The sequence below is a fragment of the Burkholderia sp. HI2714 genome (assembly GCF_002223085.1).
GTDB classification, from domain to species: domain Bacteria; phylum Pseudomonadota; class Gammaproteobacteria; order Burkholderiales; family Burkholderiaceae; genus Burkholderia; species Burkholderia lata_D.
In genome coordinates, this window is record NZ_NKFM01000021.1 from 286,857 (window position 1) to 304,184 (window position 17,328).

Sequence of the window (17,328 nt, forward strand, 5' to 3'; positions counted from 1 at the left end):
GCTTCTTCATTTTTTTGGCGGAGCGGACGGGACTCGCCTACATCCTGCAGGCCGCGGCTGCGCTTGCAAGCGCAGCCCTTCGAGTCCCGCCGGAAGCTGCGCAGGCAGCTTCCTCCACTCCACAGTCACGCGCCCGCCAGCGGGCGCAACCGGAAATGCAAATGAAAAAGCCCGCACAAGGCGGGCTTCTTCATTTTTTGGCGGAGCGGACGGGACTCGAACCCGCGACCCCCGGCGTGACAGGCCGGTATTCTAACCGACTGAACTACCGCTCCAGTCTTGCTACTTGCCTGGCAGGCGTCGGTTGCTTCCTGCCGGCGCATCGTTTGTTCGAACGACGCCGAAATCTGGCGTCCCCTAGGGGATTCGAACCCCTGTACTCACCGTGAAAGGGTGATGTCCTAGGCCTCTAGACGAAGGGGACAACGTACTGCTTACATCTTTAATGCAAAAGCCCGTTCAAAAATCGTTCTTTGAACGGGCTTCGTTCTGGCGGAGCGGACGGGGCTCGAACCCGCGACCCCCGGCGTGACAGGCCGGTATTCTAACCAACTGAACTACCGCTCCAGCTTTCTTGCTCACACCTGCAGGACATCGTCACGTTCCTGCATGTGTTGCGACACTTCTACGAAACGCCGCTGAATCTGGCGTCCCCTAGGGGATTCGAACCCCTGTACTCACCGTGAAAGGGTGATGTCCTAGGCCTCTAGACGAAGGGGACAACGTACTGCTTACATTCTTAATACAAAAGCCCGCTCAAAAACGTCTTGAACGGGCTTCGTTCTGGCGGAGCGGACGGGACTCGAACCCGCGACCCCCGGCGTGACAGGCCGGTATTCTAACCGACTGAACTACCGCTCCAGCTTTCTTACCCTCACCTGCAGGACGTCGGTTACGTTCCTGCAAGCGTTGCGACATTTCTATGAAACGCCGCTGAATCTGGCGTCCCCTAGGGGATTCGAACCCCTGTACTCACCGTGAAAGGGTGATGTCCTAGGCCTCTAGACGAAGGGGACAAAATCTTTTCAGATCTGTCTGACTTTCGCTATTCATTTTTCAATCAACAGCGAAGGCCGAAATTCTAACTGCTTTGAATCATTTTGTGAAGCATTTATTACTACCACTGCTTCGCAAATCAACCCAGCTTGTTCTGATGGTGGAGGTAAGCGGGATCGAACCGCTGACCTCTTGCATGCCATGCAAGCGCTCTCCCAGCTGAGCTATACCCCCTTGCAGAACAGAAATGAGATTATATGGAGCTACTTCGAACTTGTAAATACCCTTTTTGCGATTCGAGCGAAATTTTTTGCGAAGCTGCCGCGATGTCACGCACGGGCAGCTTCGCTCGCCGTCGAACCTCAGGCCAGCGCCGCCTCGATGCGCGACACTACGACATCGCGACCGAACAGCACGAGCACCGCATCGATCGACGGCGTATGCGTCGTACCCGCCACCAGCAGGCGCACCGGCATCGCGAGTTGCGGCATCTTCAGCTTGTGCGTGCCGAGCGTCGACTTCAGCGCGGCGGACACGGCCTCCTTCGTCCAGTCGGCCGCCTTCAGCGCAGCGGCGAGATCGGCCAGCGCCGGACGCACCGCATCGGTCACGTGCTGCGCAAGCGCATCGGCTTCCGGTGCCGGTACACGGTAGAACATCGTGGCGCCTTCCGCGATCTCCTTGACCGTCGTCGCACGATCCTTCATCAGACCGACCACCGCTTCGAGCGCAGGGCCCGTCGCGATCGCCGCATCGTCGATGCCGAGCGCGGAGAGGAACGGCTTCGCCAGCTCGGCGAGGCGCGCGTTGTCGGCTTCCTTGATGTAATGCGCGTTCAGCCAGCTCAGCTTGCTGTGGTCGTACTGCGCGGGCGACTTGCCGAGATGCTCGAGATCGAACCACTCGACGAACTGCTCGCGCGAGAAGATCTCGGCGTCGCCGTGCGACCAGCCGAGGCGCGCGAGATAGTTGACGACGGCTTCGGGCAGGAAGCCTGCGTCGCGGTACGCCATCACGCTCATCGCGCCATGCCGCTTGCTCATCTTCTCGCCCTGCTCGTTCAGCACGGTCGGCAGGTGCGCATAGACGGGCGGCTCGCCGCCGAGCGCATTCAGGATGTTGATCTGGCGCGGCGTGTTGTTCACGTGGTCGTCGCCACGGATCACGTGCGTGATGCCCATGTCCATGTCGTCCACCACCACGCAGAAGTTGTAGATCGGCGTGCCGTCCGGGCGCGCGATCACGAGGTCGTCGAGTTCCTCGTTCGAGATCTCGACACGCCCCTTCACGGCGTCGTCCCACACGACCGTGCCGGTCAACGGATTGCGGAAGCGCAGCACCGGCTTCACGCCGGCCGGCGGCTCCGGCAGCACCTTGCCGGGCTCCGGACGCCACGTGCCGTCGTAGCGCGGCTTCAGGCCGGCCTCGCGCTGGCGTTCGCGCAGCGCGTCGAGTTCGTCGGCCGACATGTAGCACGGGTACGCGAGGCCCTTCTCGAGCATCTGCGCGAGCACCTCGCGATAGCGGTCCATCCGCTGCATCTGGTAGATCGGGCCTTCATCGAAATCCAGGCCGAGCCATTGCATCCCTTCGAGGATCGCGTCGACCGCTTCCTGCGACGAACGCTCGACGTCGGTATCCTCGATGCGCAGCACGAACGTGCCCTTCATCTTGCGGGCGAACGCCCACGGATAGAGCGCGGAGCGGATGTTGCCGAGGTGGATGAAGCCGGTGGGACTCGGCGCGAAGCGGGTACGGACAGGACGGGTCATAAACGGTAACTCGAACGCCTGGGGCGCATGAATGATTCGACGCGGGATCGACGGCGGCAGCCCGGACAGCAACGGGGCCGGCGACGCCCGGAACGGGAAAGAAGCCGGAATTATACTCGCGCCGGACATCGCGCCAAGCGCGCCGCTTGCTTTATGATGTGCGCGCCGCGGCCGCCAGCCGGCGCGGCGCCGGCCGCACGGAACCCCTGCGCGGCCGCTCGGAACCTATCGCCGCCGCGGGCCGTGACACCCGCCGCCAAGCCGCCGGAGAACCATTCGATGTCGTCCCCTCGCCTGTCGCGCCGCCACTTCACGATCGCCGCCGCGTCCGCCAGCCTCGCCGCCTGCACGTCGTTCGGCGACAAATCCCGCCCCGGCGCTGCACTGCCGCAGGAAAAGCCCGTGAAGATCGGCATCGCCCTCGGCGGCGGCGCCGCGCGCGGCTTCTCGCACATCGGCGTGCTGAAAGCGCTCGAGGCGCGTGGCATCCCGATCGAGATCGTCGCGGGCACGAGCGCGGGCTCGGTGGTCGGCGCACTCTATGCCTCGGGCATGAGCGCACTGCAGATCAACAAGATCGCGCTCGACATGGATCAGGCGGCGATCAGCGACTGGGCGCTGCCGTTCCGCTCGCGCGGGCTGCTGCAAGGCGTCGCGCTGCAGAACTTCCTGAACAAGACCCTCAACAACCGGCCGATCGAGAAGATGGCGAAGCCGCTCGGCATCGTCGCGACCGATCTGCAGAACGGCCAGCCGATCCTGTTCCAGCAAGGCAATACGGGGCTCGCCGTGCGCGCATCGTGCAGCGTGCCGTCGGTGTTCGAGCCGGTGAAGATCGGCAACCGCGAGTATGTGGATGGCGGCCTCGTGAGCCCGGTGCCCGCGTCGTATGCGCGCAAGATGGGCGCGAGCTTCGTGATCGCGGTCGACATCTCGTCCCGGCCGGACGGCGCGGCAACCAACAACCCGATCGAGATGCTGCTGCAGACCTTCACGATCATGGGCCAGACGATCAAGACCTACGAACTCGACAAGTACGCGGACGTCGTGATCCGCCCGAATCTCAACGCGATGGGCGGCAGCGACTTCAACCAGCGCAACGCGGCGATTCTCGCGGGCGAGGAAGCCGTCGCGCGGATCATGCCGGAACTGCAGCGCAAGCTCGCGGCAGCGCGCGGCGTGGCTGCCGCGTAATCACGCGATGCGCGGGCCGGCGCGCGCCGCCGGCCTGCCCACGGCGAAACGGTTTTCAGCTCACCGTTTGCACCGCCCCAAAACAAAAAACCCTGCCGCCTTTCGGTGACAGGGTTTTTTCGATCCGGCCGGACCGGCCGTCGAACGTCAGTTGTTGCCGTTCGCCGAATCGTCGCCGATCGTCGCGCGCACACGCTGACGCAGGTCTTCCGGCTTCATCGGGAACTCCGATTCGAGCCGGCGCGCGCCGGTGAAACGCTTTTCCCAGTAGCCGCTGTCGAGATCGTCGACGCGGATGGTGCTGCCCGTCGACGGCGAGTGCACGAACTTGTTGTCGCCGATATAGATGCCGACGTGCGAGAACGTACGGCGCATCGTGTTGAAAAACACGAGGTCGCCCGGCTTGAGGTTGCTCATGCTCACCTTCTCGCCGACGCGGCTCATCTCTTCCGCACGACGCGGCAGCGACATGCCGAGGGTGTCCTGGAACACGTAGCGCACGAAGCCGCTGCAGTCGAGGCCCGAATCCGGCGAGTTGCCGCCCCAGCGATAGCGCACGCCGATCATGTTCAGCGCGCCGACGACCACGTCGCCCGCTTTGCCGGCCATGCCCGCGAGGAACGACTTCGCGCCGCCGCTCGACGGCTGCGCGCTGGTCTGCTGGAGGGAGGAACTCGACCCGTTCTGCGTCGAATTCGTGACATTTTGGTTAAAACTGCTGACTTCGTCGGCGAACGCGCCGGGAGCTGCTGCAAACAGGGCGCCGATGAACAGCCCGGCGATGGTGCGCGCGCATGCCTGGGTCAGGGATCGATGCTGCATTGGTCGATGGAATTTGCTTAAAAATCAGCTGATTGGCGGAAAATTTCGGTCGATACTAGCCAGCGCGTAATCGTTTGTCAAAACAAATTAATAAATACAATCGAGATGGTCAGACCATTGGCCGCCTATCACGCTTTCCAGACCGCTTTCAACAGCTTTTGTGTGTAAGGATGTGACGGCCTGGTGAAGATGTCGGCCACCTCTCCCGACTCGACGACGGCCCCGTCCTGCATCACCGCGACGCGGTGCGCCATCGCCCCGATCACCTCCAGGTCATGGCTGATGAAGACATAGCCGAGGTTGTATTTCTGTTGCAAATTCGCGAGCAGTTTCAGCACCTGCTGCTGGATCGACACGTCGAGCGCGGACGTCGGTTCGTCGAGGATCAGGATGCGCGGCTCCAGCACCAGCGCCCGCGCGATCGCGATCCGCTGGCGCTGCCCGCCCGAGAATTCGTGCGGATAACGGTGCAGCACCGTGCGGTCGAGGCCGACTTCGCGCAGCACCGCCAGCGACTTCGCACGCCGCGCGTCGGGCGTCATGTCCGGGCGATGCAGCTCGAGCCCCTCGCCGACGATCCGCTCGATCGTGTGACGCGGTGAAAGTGAACTGAACGGATCCTGAAAGACGACCTGCATGTTCGAGCGCAGCGCGGTCTGTTCGCGGCCGCGATAGGTCGACAGCGCGCGCCCCTGGAATTCGATCGTGCCGCCGGCCGTCTTCTGCAGGCCGAGCAGCGCCATCGCGAGCGTCGACTTCCCGGACCCCGATTCGCCGACGATGCCGAGCGTCTCGCCCTGCCGCACCGACACCGACACGTCGGCTACGGCCGTCACCGGCACCGAGCCGAACCAGCCCGCGATGCCCGGCCGCTTGCGCGCGAACTGCACGCTCACGTGCTGCGCGTCGAGCACGACCGGCGCGATCGGCATCACCGGGGTGACCGCGCGTTGCGGCCGGCTGTTCAGCAGCCGCTGCGTGTACGGATGCTCGGGTTCCGCGAAGATCCGCTCGACGGGCCCGCTCTCGACGAGCCGGCCGTGCTCCATCACCGCGACGCGATCCGCGAAGTGCCGCACGAGATTCAGGTCGTGCGTGATCAGCAGGATCGCCATCCCGCGCTTTTCCGCTTCCTCGCGCTGCAGTTCGAGCAGCAGATCGACGATCTGCGCGCGGATCGTCACGTCGAGCGCGGTGGTCGGCTCGTCGGCCAGCAACAGGCGCGGCCGGCAGGCGAGCGCCATCGCGATCATCGCGCGCTGGCGCTGGCCGCCCGACAACTGGTGCGGATAGCTGTCGACGCGCTTCTCCGGCTCCGCGATGCCCGTGCGCGCGAGCAACGCGATCGCGCGCTTGCGCGCCTCGACCGCCGACACGCCGTCGTGCAGCACGATCGTCTCGCCGATCTGCACGCCGATCGTATACAGCGGGTTGAGCGCGGTCATCGGCTCCTGGAAGATCATCGCGATGTCCGAGCCGCGCAGCCCGCGCATCTCGCGTTCGCTCTTGCCGACGAGGTCCTGTCCGGCGAAGCGGATCGCACCGCTCACGTCGGCGTCGCGCAGCAGCCGCAGGATCGACAGCGCGGTCACGCTCTTGCCCGAGCCCGACTCGCCGACCAGCGCGACGCGCTCGCCGCGGCCGATCGCGAGCGTCACGTCGTCCACCGCGACCGTGTCGCCGAAGCGCACATGCAGATGCTCGAGCGCCAGCAGCGGCTCGTGCTGCGTCGATACGACCGGTTCGCTCATCGCTGGCCTCCCGCCGCGCGCACCGAATCGGCGATCCGCGTGTCGAGTGCGTTGCGCAGCGCATCGCCCATGAAGGTCAGCAGCAACAGCGTCGCGACCAGCACGCCGAAGGTCGACAGCGAAATCCACCACGCGTCGAGGTTGCCCTTGCCCTGCGCGAGGAGCTCGCCGAGGCTCGGGGTCGGCGGCGGCACGCCGAGCCCGAGGAAATCGAGGCTCGTGAGCGCGAGGATCGAACCGCTCATCCGGAACGGCAGGAACGTGATCACCGGCGTGAGACTGTTCGGCAGCACGTGGCGCCAGATGATTTGCCAGTTCGTGAGGCCCATCGCACGGGCCGCGCGCACGTAGTCCTGCGTGCGGTTGCGCAGGAATTCCGCGCGCACGTAGTCGGCGAGCCCGATCCAGCCGAACAGTGAAAGCAGCACGATCAGCAGCAGGAAGCTCGGCTCGAAGATCGACGCGAAGATGATCAGCAGGTACAGCTCGGGCAGCGAACTCCAGATCTCGATCAGCCGCTGCCCGACGATGTCGATGCGCCCGCCGAAGAAGCCCTGCACGGCGCCCGCGGCAATCCCGAGCAGCGTGCCGATCACGGTCAGGATCAGCCCGAACTCGACCGACACGCGGAACCCGTACACGAGCCGCGCGAGCAGGTCGCGCCCCTGCGCGTCGGTGCCGAGCCAGTTCGCGCGCGACGGCGGCGCGGGATTCGGCACGTTCGAGAAGTAGTTCAGCGTGTCGTAGTTGTAACGGTTCGGCGGGTAGACGACGAAGTTGCCGGGCGCCTCGAGCCGCTTGCGCACGTACGGATCGAGATAGTCGGCCGGCGTCGGGAAATCGCCGCCGAACGTCGTCTCCGGATACGCGTGGAACAGCGGGAAATAGTACTGGCCGTCGTAACGCACGACGAGCGGCTTGTCGTTCGACCACAGCGGCGCCGCCACGCTCGCGGCGAACGCGACGAAGAAGATCACGAAGCTCCAGTAGCCGAGGCGCTGCTGCCTGAAGCGCTGCCATACGCGGCGCGCGGGCGACGGCGACACGCGGGCGCGCGCCGCGTCGATGCGGGATGACACGACGGCCCGGTTCATCGCGCACCTCGCCCGGTGACGCCGGGCATGCAGACGGACGGTTTCATGTCAGCGCTCCAGGGTATCGAATTGAATGCGCGGATCGACCCACACATAGCAGAGATCGGAGATCAGCTTGGTCGCGAGCCCGATCAGCGTGAACAGGTACAGCGTGCCGAGCACGACCGGATAGTCGCGCCGCACGACCGATTCGTACGACAGCAGCCCGAGGCCGTCGAGCGAGAACAGCGTCTCGATCAGCAGGCTGCCGGTGAAGAACGCGCCGATGAACGCGGCCGGAAAGCCGACGATCAGCGGCAGCATCGCGTTGCGGAACACGTGCTTCCACAGCACGTTGCGCTCGGAGAGCCCCTTCGCACGCGCGGTCAGCACGTATTGCCGGCGGATCTGGTCGAGGAACGCATTCTTCGTGAGCATCGTGACGACCGCGAAGCTGCCGACGACCGACGCGGTGATCGGCAGCGCGATGTGCCACAGGTAGTCGAGCACCTTGCCGACGAGCGACAGCTGCGCGAAGTTGTCCGACGTGAGCCCGCGCAGCGGGAACAGCTGCCAGAACGAGCCGCCGCCGAACAGCACGAGCAGCAGCACGCCGAGCACGAAGCCCGGAATCGCATAGCCGACGAGCACGACGAGGCTCGTCGCGACGTCGAACGGCGAACCGTTGCGCACCGCCTTCGCGATGCCGAGCGGCACCGATATCAGGTACGTGAGGAAGAACGTCCACAGCCCGATGCTGATCGACACGGGCAGCTTCTGCACGACCAGCGACCACACGCTCTGGTGGCGGAAATAGCTGTCGCCGAGATCGAAGCGCGCGAAGCGCTTGAGCATCAGCCAGTAGCGTTCGAGCGGCGGTTTGTCGAAGCCGTACAGCGCCTTGAGCTGCGCGAGCTGCTGCGCGTCGACGCCGGTGTGCGCGCGCATCCCGAACGGCACCGCGCCCTGCTCCGTCGCGCCCTTGCGCAATTCCTGCACGGCCTGTTCGACGGGGCCGCCCGGCACGAACTGGATCACCGCGAACGTGAGGGTCAGCACGCCGATGAGCGTCGGGATCATCAGCAGCAGGCGTTTGAGGATATAGCTCCACATAGGGCGTCGACTCGCGATCGGTAGGCGGGGTTGGACGTCAGGGCGGCGTGGGTCAGTGGTCGGGCTTCGCCCACCAGGTCGACACGACCCAGCCCTCGGCCGAATAGTACAGCGGCAGCGTCTGCGGATAGGCAAGCGTGCGCTTGTACGCGACCCGGTGCGTCGTGCTGTACCACTGCGGGACCGCGTAGTAGCCGTGCATCAGCACGCGGTCGAGCGCGTGCGTCGCGTCGAGCAGGTCTTCGCGCGTCTGCGCGGTACCGAGCGCGTGCAGCAGCGCGTCGACGGCCGGCGACTTCAGCCCGATGAAGTTGTCGGAGCCCGGCTCGTCGGCGAACTTGCTCGCGTAACGCGAGTATTGCTCGGCGCCCGGCACCTGCACGCCCGGCAAGCGGATCGTCGTCATGTCGTAGTCGAACGCGTCGAGGCGCTTTTGCAGCAGCGCGTAATCGGCCGTCCGAAAACGTGCGTCGATACCGAGCTTCGCCAGGTTGCGCTGGTACGCCGCCACGATCCCTTCCATCGCCGCGCCGGAATCGTCGAGGATCTCGAACGTGAACGGCTCGCCTTTCGCGTTGCGCAGCGCGCCGTCGCGATAGGTCCAGCCGGCCTGCGCGAGCAGCGCGCGCGCCTTCAGCAGGTTCGCGCGCAACGAGCCCGGCGGATTCGTGTTCGGCTGCGTGACCATCGGACCGAACACGGCCGGGTCGAGCTGCGCGCGCAGCGGCTCCAGCAGCTTCAGCTCGCCCGGGCCGGGCGTGCCGGTCGCCTGCAGGTCGGTGTCGGCGAAGTAGCTGTTCATACGCGTGTAGCCGCTGTAGAACAGCTGGCGGTTCAGCCATTCGAAGTCGAACGCGAGATCGAGCGCCTGGCGCACGCGCACGTCGCGAAACAGCGGCCGGCGCAGGTTCATGAAGAAGCCCTGCATGCCGGCGCCGTTGTGCTGGCGGAATTCACGCTTGATGAGCTCGCCGTTGTCGAAACGCTTGCCGACGTCGCGGCGCGTCCAGTTGCGCGCGATGTACTCGACGAGCACGTCGTATTCGCCGGCCTTGAACGCCTCGAGCCGCGCGACGCCGTCGCCGTACAGCTTGTAGACGATCCGCTCGAAGTTGTTGGTGCCCACCCGCACCGGCAGGTCGGCGCCCCAGTACGCCGGGTTGCGCCGGTAAGTGATCGTCCGGCCGTTGTCGTAATGGTCGATCAGGTACGGGCCGCTGCCGATCGGCTGCTCGAACGCGAGCTGGTCGAACGGGATGCGCGAGCCGTCCGCGCGCAACCCCCACTTGCGAGAAAACACCGGCACGCCGCCGGCGATCAGCGGCAATTCGCGGTTCGTGCTGCGGAACTCGAAGCGCACGGTGGCCGGATCGACGACCACGGCCTTCACGATCTCCGCGAAATAGGCGCCGAACTGCGGCGCGGCCTGCTTGCTCTTCAGCGTGTCGAACGAGAACTTGACGTCGTCGGCGGTGACGCGCTCGCCGTTCGAGAAGCGCGCGCGCGGATTCAGGTGGAACGTGACCGACCGGCGGTCCGGTGCGATGTCGATGTCGTCGGCGAGCAGGCCGTACGCGGAGGCCGGCTCGTCCGAGCTGCCGGTCGCGAGGCTCTCGAACAGCATGTCGAGGCCCGGCGCGGAATTGCCGCGCATCGTGAACGGGTTGAACTTGTCGAACGACGTCAGCCGGTTCGGGTTCGCGAGCACCAGCGTGCCGCCCTTCGGCGCATCGGGGTTGACGTAGTCGAAATGCCTGAAGCCCGGCGGATACTTCGGCTCGCCGTACTGCGCAATGGCGTAGACCGCGTGCGCAGCGGTCGCGGCCAGCACCGCTTGCAGCACGAACACCACGGCCGTGCGGCCGGCCATTCGTATCGCACGGCGGACGCGCGCGGCGGCGGCCCGGGGCGAACCCTTCGTCATAGAGGCCCTGTCGGTCGAATGAGGGTAGTAACGAGGGACGATTCTACCCATTCAGGCCGGCGAGCCAAAAGAAAACCGCCACGCGGGCGGTTTCTTCACGAGCGGATCGGGGGCGCGCATCAGGCGGGCGCGCCCTGCCGATCAGTGCCAGCCGTTGTGGCGGCCGTTGTCCCAGTGGCCGCGATCGCCACGATCGCCCCAGCCGCGGCCATGACGGCGGTACCACTCGTCACGGCCCCAGTAGCGACGGCCGTCCCAGTAGCGGTCGCCGTGCCAGCCGATCACGATGGTCGGCCCCGGTGCGTATACCGGGGCGGGCGCGTAGACCGGCGCAGGCTGATAGACGACCGGCGGCGGAGGCGGCGGCGCATACACGGGTGCGGGCGCGACGTAGACCGGCGCCGGAACGCCGAGATTGATCCCGACATTGACTCCCGCCATTGCTGCGCCCGACACGAGCAACGCCGTCATACCGGTCAAGAGCGAGGCAACACGCAAGGTCTTCATGGATTCCTCTTCTGGTTGTTTCATGTGTGATTCGACTATAACGGCAAGCGCCGTCTCCGCATATTTCCACTTTGTAAGAACTGATGCGCGGCATCGCAACGGGAAGCTCGCGCTAACGTCTTGTAACAATCGGCGCCCGTCCGGCCCCTCACGCACCATTCCTAAAACATCTTTCATCCTGCCCCGCGCCCCGCGTTAAGCAGCGCCACGCACACTGCGCGAGCCGAACCGGGCTCCCGCCGCGCTTCGGCACTTCGCTGACAGGCCGGCGCCCCGCGCCGGCGGAGACCTCGCCGATGCTGAAACTCGTCCGACTCGCGCTCGCGCGCCCCTACACGTTCATCGTCCTCGCGCTGCTGATCCTGATCGCGGGGCCGCTCGCGGCGCTGCGCACGCCGACCGACATCTTCCCCGACATCCGGATTCCGGTCATCAGCGTGGTGTGGAACTACGCGGGCCTGCAGCCGGCCGACATGGCCGGACGCATCGTCACCTACTACGAGCGCACGCTCGGCACGACGGTCAACGACGTCGCGCACATCGAGTCGCAATCGTTCCGCAGCTTCGGGATCGTCAAGATCTTCTTCCAGCCGGGCGTCGACATCCGCACCGCGACCGCGCAGGTCACGTCGATCTCGCAGACCGTGCTCAAGCAGATGCCGCCGGGCACCACGCCGCCGCAGATCCTCAACTACAACGCATCGACCGTGCCCGTGCTGCAGCTGGCGCTGACGAGCGACACGCTGAACGAACAGCAGCTCGGCGACTACGCGACCAACGTGATCCGGCCTCAGTTGCTGTCCGTCGCGGGTGTCGCGATTCCGTCGCCGTACGGCGGCAAGGTGCGCCAGGTGCAGATCGATCTCGATCCGCAGGCGCTGCAGGCCAAGGGGCTGTCCGCGCAGGATGTCGCGACCGCGCTGGCGCAGCAGAACCAGATCATCCCGGCCGGCACGCAGAAGATCGGCGGCTTCGAGTACAACATCCGGCTCAACGACAGCCCGCTGACCATCGACCAGCTCAATGCGCTGCCGATCCGAAGCGTGAACGGCGCGGTGATCTTCATGCGCGACGTCGCGCACGTCCGCGACGGCTATCCGCCGCAGGGCAACATCGTGCGCGTCGACGGCCGGCGCGCGGTGCTGATGAGCGTGCTGAAAAGCGGTTCGGCGTCGACGCTCGACATCATCTCGGGCGTCAAGGCGCAGTTGCCGCGCATCGAGGCGACCCTGCCGCCGTCGCTCAGGCTCGTCGTGATGGGCGACCAGTCCGTGTTCGTCAAGGGCGCCGTCAGCGGCGTGGCGCGCGAAGGCCTGATCGCCGCCGCGCTCACGTCCGCGATGATCCTGCTGTTTCTCGGCAGCTGGCGCTCGACGCTGATCATCGCCGCGTCCATTCCGCTCGCCGTGCTGGCCGCGATCGCGGCGCTCGCGGCCGCGGGCGAGACGCTCAACGTGATGACGCTCGGCGGGCTCGCGCTCGCGGTCGGCATACTCGTCGACGATGCCACGGTCACGATCGAGAACGTGAACTGGCACCTCGAACAGGGCAAGGCGGTGCGCGATGCGATCCTCGACGGCGCGTCGCAGATCGTCGCGCCGGCCTTCGTGTCGCTGCTGTGCATCTGCATCGTGTTCGTGCCGATGCTGCTGCTCGATGGCGTGGCCCGCTTCCTGTTCGTGCCGATGGCCGAAGCCGTGATCTTCGCGATGATCGCGTCGTTCGTGCTGTCGCGCACGTTCGTGCCGATGATGGCCCGTTACCTGTTGAAACCGCATGCCGCGCATCCTGCGGCCGCACTCGCGCCGCACGGCGCGCCCTTCCCGCCGCCACGCGCGCGCAATCCGCTCGTCGCGTTCCAGCAGGGGTTCGAGCGCCGCTTCGCCGCACTGCGCGCCGGCTACCGCGTCGTGCTCGGCCTCGCACTCGTCCACCGCGCACGTTTCGTCGCGCTGTTCCTCGCGGCGGTGGCCGTGTCGTTCGTGCTGGTGCCCTGGCTCGGCCGCAATTTCTTCCCGTCGGTCGACGCGGGCGAAATCGCGATTCACGTGCGCGCACCGATCGGCACGCGCATCGAGGAGACGGCCGCGCTGTTCGACCACGTCGAGCAGACGGTGCGCGGCGTCGTGCCGCCCCACGCGATCGCGAGCATCGTCGACAACATGGGGCTGCCGAACAGCGGGATCAACCTCACGTACAGCAACAGCGGCACGATCGGCCCGCAGGACGGCGATATCCTCGTGTCGCTCACGGGCGACCACGCGCCGACCGCCGACTACGTCAAGCAGTTGCGTACGCGGCTGCCGCGCGCGTTTCCGGGCGTGACGTTCTCGTTCCTGCCCGCCGACATCGTGAGCCAGATCCTCAACTTCGGCGCGCCCGCGCCGATCGACGTGCAGGTAACCGGCCCCGATCGCGCCGCCAACCGCGCCTATGCGACCGAGCTGTTGCGGCGCATCCGCAGCGTGCCGGGGGTGGCCGACGCCCGCGTGCAGCAGGCGTCGACCTATCCGCAGTTCACCGTATCGGTCGACCGTACGCGGGCCGCGCAACTCGGCATCACCGAGCAGGATGTCACCAATGCCGTGGTCGCCAGCCTGTCCGGCACGAGCCAGGTATCGCCGACCTACTGGCTCGATCCGCACAACGGCGTGTCATATCCGATCGTCGCGCAGACGCCCCAATACCGGATGACGTCGCTGTCGGACCTGCGCGCGCTGCCCGTCACGGGCCGCTCGGGCGCGCCGCAACTGCTCGGCGGCCTCGCGACGATCGTGCGCGGACAGACCGACGCAGTGGTGTCGCACTACGACATCGCCCCGCTGTACGACATCTTCGCGACGACGCAGGATCGCGATCTCGGCGCGGTCAGCGCCGACATCGAACGCGTGCTGCGCGCGAGCGCGCCTGGCTTGCCCAAGGGATCGCGCGTGACCGTGCGCGGCCAGGTACAGACGATGAACGGCGCGTTCGGCGGGCTGCTCGCGGGCCTCGCCGGCGCGGTCCTGCTGATCTACCTGCTGATCGTCGTCAACTTCCATTCGTGGCGCGACGCATTCGTGATCGTGAGCGGCCTGCCCGCGGCACTCGCCGGCATCGTCTGGATGCTGTTCGTCACGCGCACGCCGCTGTCGGTGCCGGCCTTGACGGGCGCGATCCTGTGCATGGGGGTCGCGACCGCGAACAGCATCCTCGTCGTGACTTTCGCGCGCGAACGGCTCGCGCACACCGCCGATGCGGCCGTCGCCGCGCTCGAGGCCGGCTTCACGCGCTTTCGGCCCGTGATGATGACCGCGCTCGCGATGATCATCGGCATGGCGCCGATGGCCCTCGGTCTCGGCGACGGCGGCGAGCAGAACGCGCCGCTCGGCCGTGCGGTCATCGGCGGCCTGCTGTGCGCGACCGTCGCGACGCTCGTGTTCGTGCCCGTCGTGTTCAGCCTCGTCCACCGGCGCGATCGCGCGCCCCGTTCCGAATCCCTGCCCCTCACTCCGGGAGAACAGCATGTCCACTGAATTCGACGTCCGCCCCCCTGGCACGCCGCGCTATCTGAAACCGCTCGCGATCGCGGGGGCCATCGCCGCGCTCGCCGTCGCGGCGGCCGGCCTCGTCGCCCGCATGCACGATGCGCACGCGGTCGCCGCCTGGACCGTGCAACAGGTCATCCCGACCGTCGCGACGGTTGCGCCGCAGCCGGCCGCGGCCGACGCGCTGGTGCTGCCCGGCCGGCTCGACGCGTACGTCGACGCGCCGATCTACGCGCGCGTGCCCGGCTACCTGCACGCGTGGTACGCCGACATCGGCGCGCATGTGAAAGCCGGCCAGTTGCTGGCGTCGATCGACACGCCCGATCTCGACCAGCAGTTGCAGCAGGCACGCGCCGACCTGCAGAGCGCGACCGCGAACGAACGGCTTGCGGCCGTCACGGCTGCCCGCTGGGCCGAGATGCTCGCGCAGGATTCCGTCTCGCAGCAGGAGGCCGACGAGAAACGCAGCGACCTCGACGCGAAACGCGCGGCCGTCGCGGCGAGCACCGCCAATGTACGGCGGCTGGAAGCGCTCGAATCGTTCAAGCGGCTCACCGCACCGTTCGACGGCATCGTGACGGCCCGCAAGACCGATGTCGGCGCACTGATCGACGCCGGCAGCGGCAACGGCGCCGAACTCTTCACCGTCTCGGACGCGCGGCGGCTGCGGCTGTACGTCCACGTTCCGCAAGACGACGCGGCCGCGATCCGCGCCGGCATGCGTGTCGCGCTGACCGTGCCCGAGCGGCCCGGCATGACGTTCGACGCCACGCTCGCCGATTCCGCCCAATCGATCGATCCGGCTTCCGGCACGCTGCTCGCGCAGTTCTCGATCGCCAACCCGGCAGGCATGCTGTTCCCGGGCGAGTACGCGCAGGTCCGGATCGCGATGCCCGGCGCCGCGCATGCGCTGTCGATTCCGGCAAGCACGCTGATCTTCCGCCACGACGGATTGCAAGTCGCCGTGCTCGATCCAACCGGGCATGCGCGGCTGCGCAACGTATCGATCGCGACCGATCTCGGCACGCGCGTCGAGATCGCATCGGGGCTCGCGGCCGCCGACCGCGTGATCGACAATCCACCCGATTCGCTCGCGGATGGCGACCCTGTGCGTATCGCCGGCCCCTCGGCGACGGAGCGTGCGCATGGCTGACCGTCTGCTCGCTGTGTGGCTGGGCAGCATCGCGCTGCTCGCCGGCTGCTCGCTGGCGCCGGCCTATCGCGCGCCGGCCGTTCCGGTACCGACCGCGTTTCGCGAAACGGGCGCGTGGGTCGATGCCGTGCCAGCCGATCGCCTGCCGCGTGACGGCTGGTGGCGCGTGTTCGGCGACGCGACACTCGACCGGCTCGAACCGCTCGTCGCGCGCGCGAATCCCGACCTGGCCGCCGCCGTCGCGCGGCACGATGAAGCCGCAGCGCTGTTCGACGAGGCGCATGCGGCGTTGCTGCCGACCGTGGGGATCGATGCCGAGACCGACCGCGACCGTCAGTCCGCGCGCCGGCCGCTGCGTGGCAGCGGTCAGCCGGATACCTATGAGTCGAACACGCTCGAAGCGGGGTTCGGCTACGACGTCGATCTGTGGGGCAAGGTCCGCAACGCGGTCGCGGCCGGCCGTGACGACGCGCAGGCGGCCGACGACGATCTCGCGTCGGTCCGGCTCAGCCTGCAGGCCGGCGTCGCCAGCACCTACTTCGACCTTGCGGGGCTCGACCGTGAAGCGGACACGCTCGCGCAGACGATCGACACATACCGCCGTGCGTGGCAACTGACGGTCAGCCGCCATCGCGGCGGCCTCGCCTCGGGACTCGACGTCTCGCGCGCGCAAACGCAACTCGCGCTCGCCCGGGCACGTGCGTCCGACATCGCCGCGCGTCGCGCGCTCGACGAGCATGCGATCGCGGCACTCGTCGGGGAATCCGCGTCGACGTTCTCGCTGCCGCCCGTTGCTGCGCTGCCGGGCGTGCCGTCGATTCCGACGGGACTCGCGTCGACCCTGCTCGAACGCAGGCCTGACGTCGCCGCCGCCGAACGCCGCGTCGCGGCCGCGAACGCGCGGATCGGCGTCGCACGCGCCGCGTACTTTCCCGACCTGTCGCTCGGCCTCGACGCCGGGTTCCAGAGCGATACGTTTTCGCCCTGGCTCGCCGCGCCCAACGAGATCTGGTCGATCGGGCCGCGTCTCGCGATGACGCTGTTCGACGGGGGCCGGCGTGCCGCCGGCGTACGCAATGCGCGCGCGCAGTTCGACGAACAGGGCGCGCGCTACCGCGCGGTCGTGCTGCAGGCGTTCCGCGACGTCGAGGACGATCTTGCCCAGTTGCACCGCCTCGGCGACGAATCGGACCAGGACGACACGGCGCTCGTCGCGGCGCGGCATTCGCTTGCGCTGGCGATGTCGCGCTATCGCGACGGCGCGGTCAGCTATCTCGACGTGGTCACCGCGCAGACGACCGAACTCGATACGCAGATCGCGGCGCTCGATGTCGACGCCCGACGCCTGCAGGCATCCGTCGGACTCGTGCGTGCGCTCGGCGGCGGCTGGCACGACGCGCGTTCATGAACGTTTCTTCATCGGCGCGCCCGGTGCCCGCACGGGCGCACCCGATAACGTGTTTCAGGCCGGTATCGCATCCGCGACACCGGTCTCC

General features: G+C 67.1%; 11 protein-coding genes and 7 tRNA genes. 4 read left to right on the forward strand and 14 right to left on the reverse strand.

All coding sequences use genetic code 11. From position 1 onward, the window contains the following. Positions 1 to 198 precede the first annotated feature (198 nt). From CFB82_RS11465 to gltX, 8 genes are all read right to left on the reverse strand, one after another. Positions 199 to 275, reverse strand: a tRNA-Asp gene (locus tag CFB82_RS11465). A gap of 73 nt (positions 276 to 348) precedes the next feature. Then, positions 349 to 424, reverse strand: a tRNA-Glu gene (locus tag CFB82_RS11470). Positions 425 to 490: 66 nt separating this feature from the next. Then, a tRNA-Asp gene (locus tag CFB82_RS11475) sits at positions 491 to 567 on the reverse strand. Positions 568 to 645: 78 nt separating this feature from the next. Beyond that, positions 646 to 721, reverse strand: a tRNA-Glu gene (locus CFB82_RS11480). Positions 722 to 784: 63 nt separating this feature from the next. Next, positions 785 to 861 (reverse strand) — tRNA-Asp (locus CFB82_RS11485). 79 nt (positions 862 to 940) lie between these two features. Continuing rightward, positions 941 to 1,016 (reverse strand) — tRNA-Glu (locus CFB82_RS11490). A 138-nt stretch (positions 1,017 to 1,154) separates the two neighbouring features. After that, positions 1,155 to 1,230, reverse strand: a tRNA-Ala gene (locus CFB82_RS11495). Between the two features lie 128 nt (positions 1,231 to 1,358). Beyond that, on the reverse strand, positions 1,359 to 2,768 hold the full coding sequence (gene gltX / locus CFB82_RS11500) for a glutamate--tRNA ligase (RefSeq protein ID WP_089484173.1): 1,410 nt from the start codon (positions 2,766 to 2,768) through the stop codon (positions 1,359 to 1,361). A 279-nt stretch (positions 2,769 to 3,047) separates the two neighbouring features. On the opposite strand from gltX, the gene CFB82_RS11505 reads away from it, so the two are divergent. Beyond that, positions 3,048 to 3,962, forward strand: a complete 915-nt coding sequence (locus CFB82_RS11505; RefSeq protein WP_089425949.1) for a patatin-like phospholipase family protein — start codon at positions 3,048 to 3,050, stop codon at positions 3,960 to 3,962. A 147-nt stretch (positions 3,963 to 4,109) separates the two neighbouring features. Here CFB82_RS11505 and CFB82_RS11510 read toward each other — a convergent pair whose 3' ends face one another. From CFB82_RS11510 to CFB82_RS11535, 6 genes are all read right to left on the reverse strand, one after another. Beyond that, entirely contained in the window at positions 4,110 to 4,784 is a 675-nt protein-coding gene (locus CFB82_RS11510) for a C40 family peptidase (RefSeq protein ID WP_089484174.1), read from the reverse strand. 128 nt (positions 4,785 to 4,912) lie between these two features. Beyond that, positions 4,913 to 6,535 carry an ABC transporter ATP-binding protein gene (locus CFB82_RS11515; RefSeq protein WP_089484175.1) on the reverse strand — a complete coding sequence of 541 codons (1,623 nt, stop codon included), beginning with the start codon at positions 6,533 to 6,535 and terminating at the stop codon, positions 4,913 to 4,915. Beyond that, a complete protein-coding gene (locus CFB82_RS11520; protein ID WP_069248308.1) occupies positions 6,532 to 7,629 on the reverse strand; it encodes an ABC transporter permease in 1,098 nt (365 codons plus the stop codon). The genes CFB82_RS11515 and CFB82_RS11520 overlap by 4 nt, the downstream gene beginning before the upstream one ends. 48 nt (positions 7,630 to 7,677) lie before the next feature. Continuing rightward, on the reverse strand, positions 7,678 to 8,721 hold the full coding sequence (locus CFB82_RS11525) for a microcin C ABC transporter permease YejB (RefSeq protein ID WP_059532181.1): 1,044 nt from the start codon (positions 8,719 to 8,721) through the stop codon (positions 7,678 to 7,680). A 52-nt stretch (positions 8,722 to 8,773) separates the two neighbouring features. Further along, positions 8,774 to 10,645, reverse strand: a complete 1,872-nt coding sequence (locus CFB82_RS11530) for an extracellular solute-binding protein (protein ID WP_089484176.1) — start codon at positions 10,643 to 10,645, stop codon at positions 8,774 to 8,776. Between the two features lie 141 nt (positions 10,646 to 10,786). Next, entirely contained in the window at positions 10,787 to 11,152 is a 366-nt protein-coding gene (locus CFB82_RS11535) for a hypothetical protein (RefSeq protein WP_069248311.1), read from the reverse strand. A gap of 296 nt (positions 11,153 to 11,448) precedes the next feature. Between CFB82_RS11535 and CFB82_RS11540 the strand changes: the two genes are divergently transcribed. Genes CFB82_RS11540 through CFB82_RS11550 form a run of 3 tightly spaced genes read left to right on the forward strand, consistent with a single transcriptional unit; the run spans position 11,449 to position 17,240 of the window. After that, the gene (locus CFB82_RS11540; protein ID WP_089484177.1) at positions 11,449 to 14,667 is read left to right on the forward strand and encodes an efflux RND transporter permease subunit; all 3,219 of its coding nucleotides are present in this window, start codon (positions 11,449 to 11,451) and stop codon (positions 14,665 to 14,667) included. Then, complete coding sequence (locus CFB82_RS11545) at positions 14,657 to 15,832, forward strand: efflux RND transporter periplasmic adaptor subunit (RefSeq protein ID WP_089484178.1); 1,176 nt, start codon at positions 14,657 to 14,659, stop codon at positions 15,830 to 15,832. Before CFB82_RS11540 ends, CFB82_RS11545 begins: the two co-directional genes overlap by 11 nt. Continuing rightward, positions 15,825 to 17,240 (forward strand): efflux transporter outer membrane subunit, encoded by a 1,416-nt coding sequence (locus CFB82_RS11550; RefSeq protein ID WP_089484179.1) that lies wholly within the window; start codon positions 15,825 to 15,827, stop codon positions 17,238 to 17,240. Before CFB82_RS11545 ends, CFB82_RS11550 begins: the two co-directional genes overlap by 8 nt. Positions 17,241 to 17,328 lie beyond the last annotated feature (88 nt).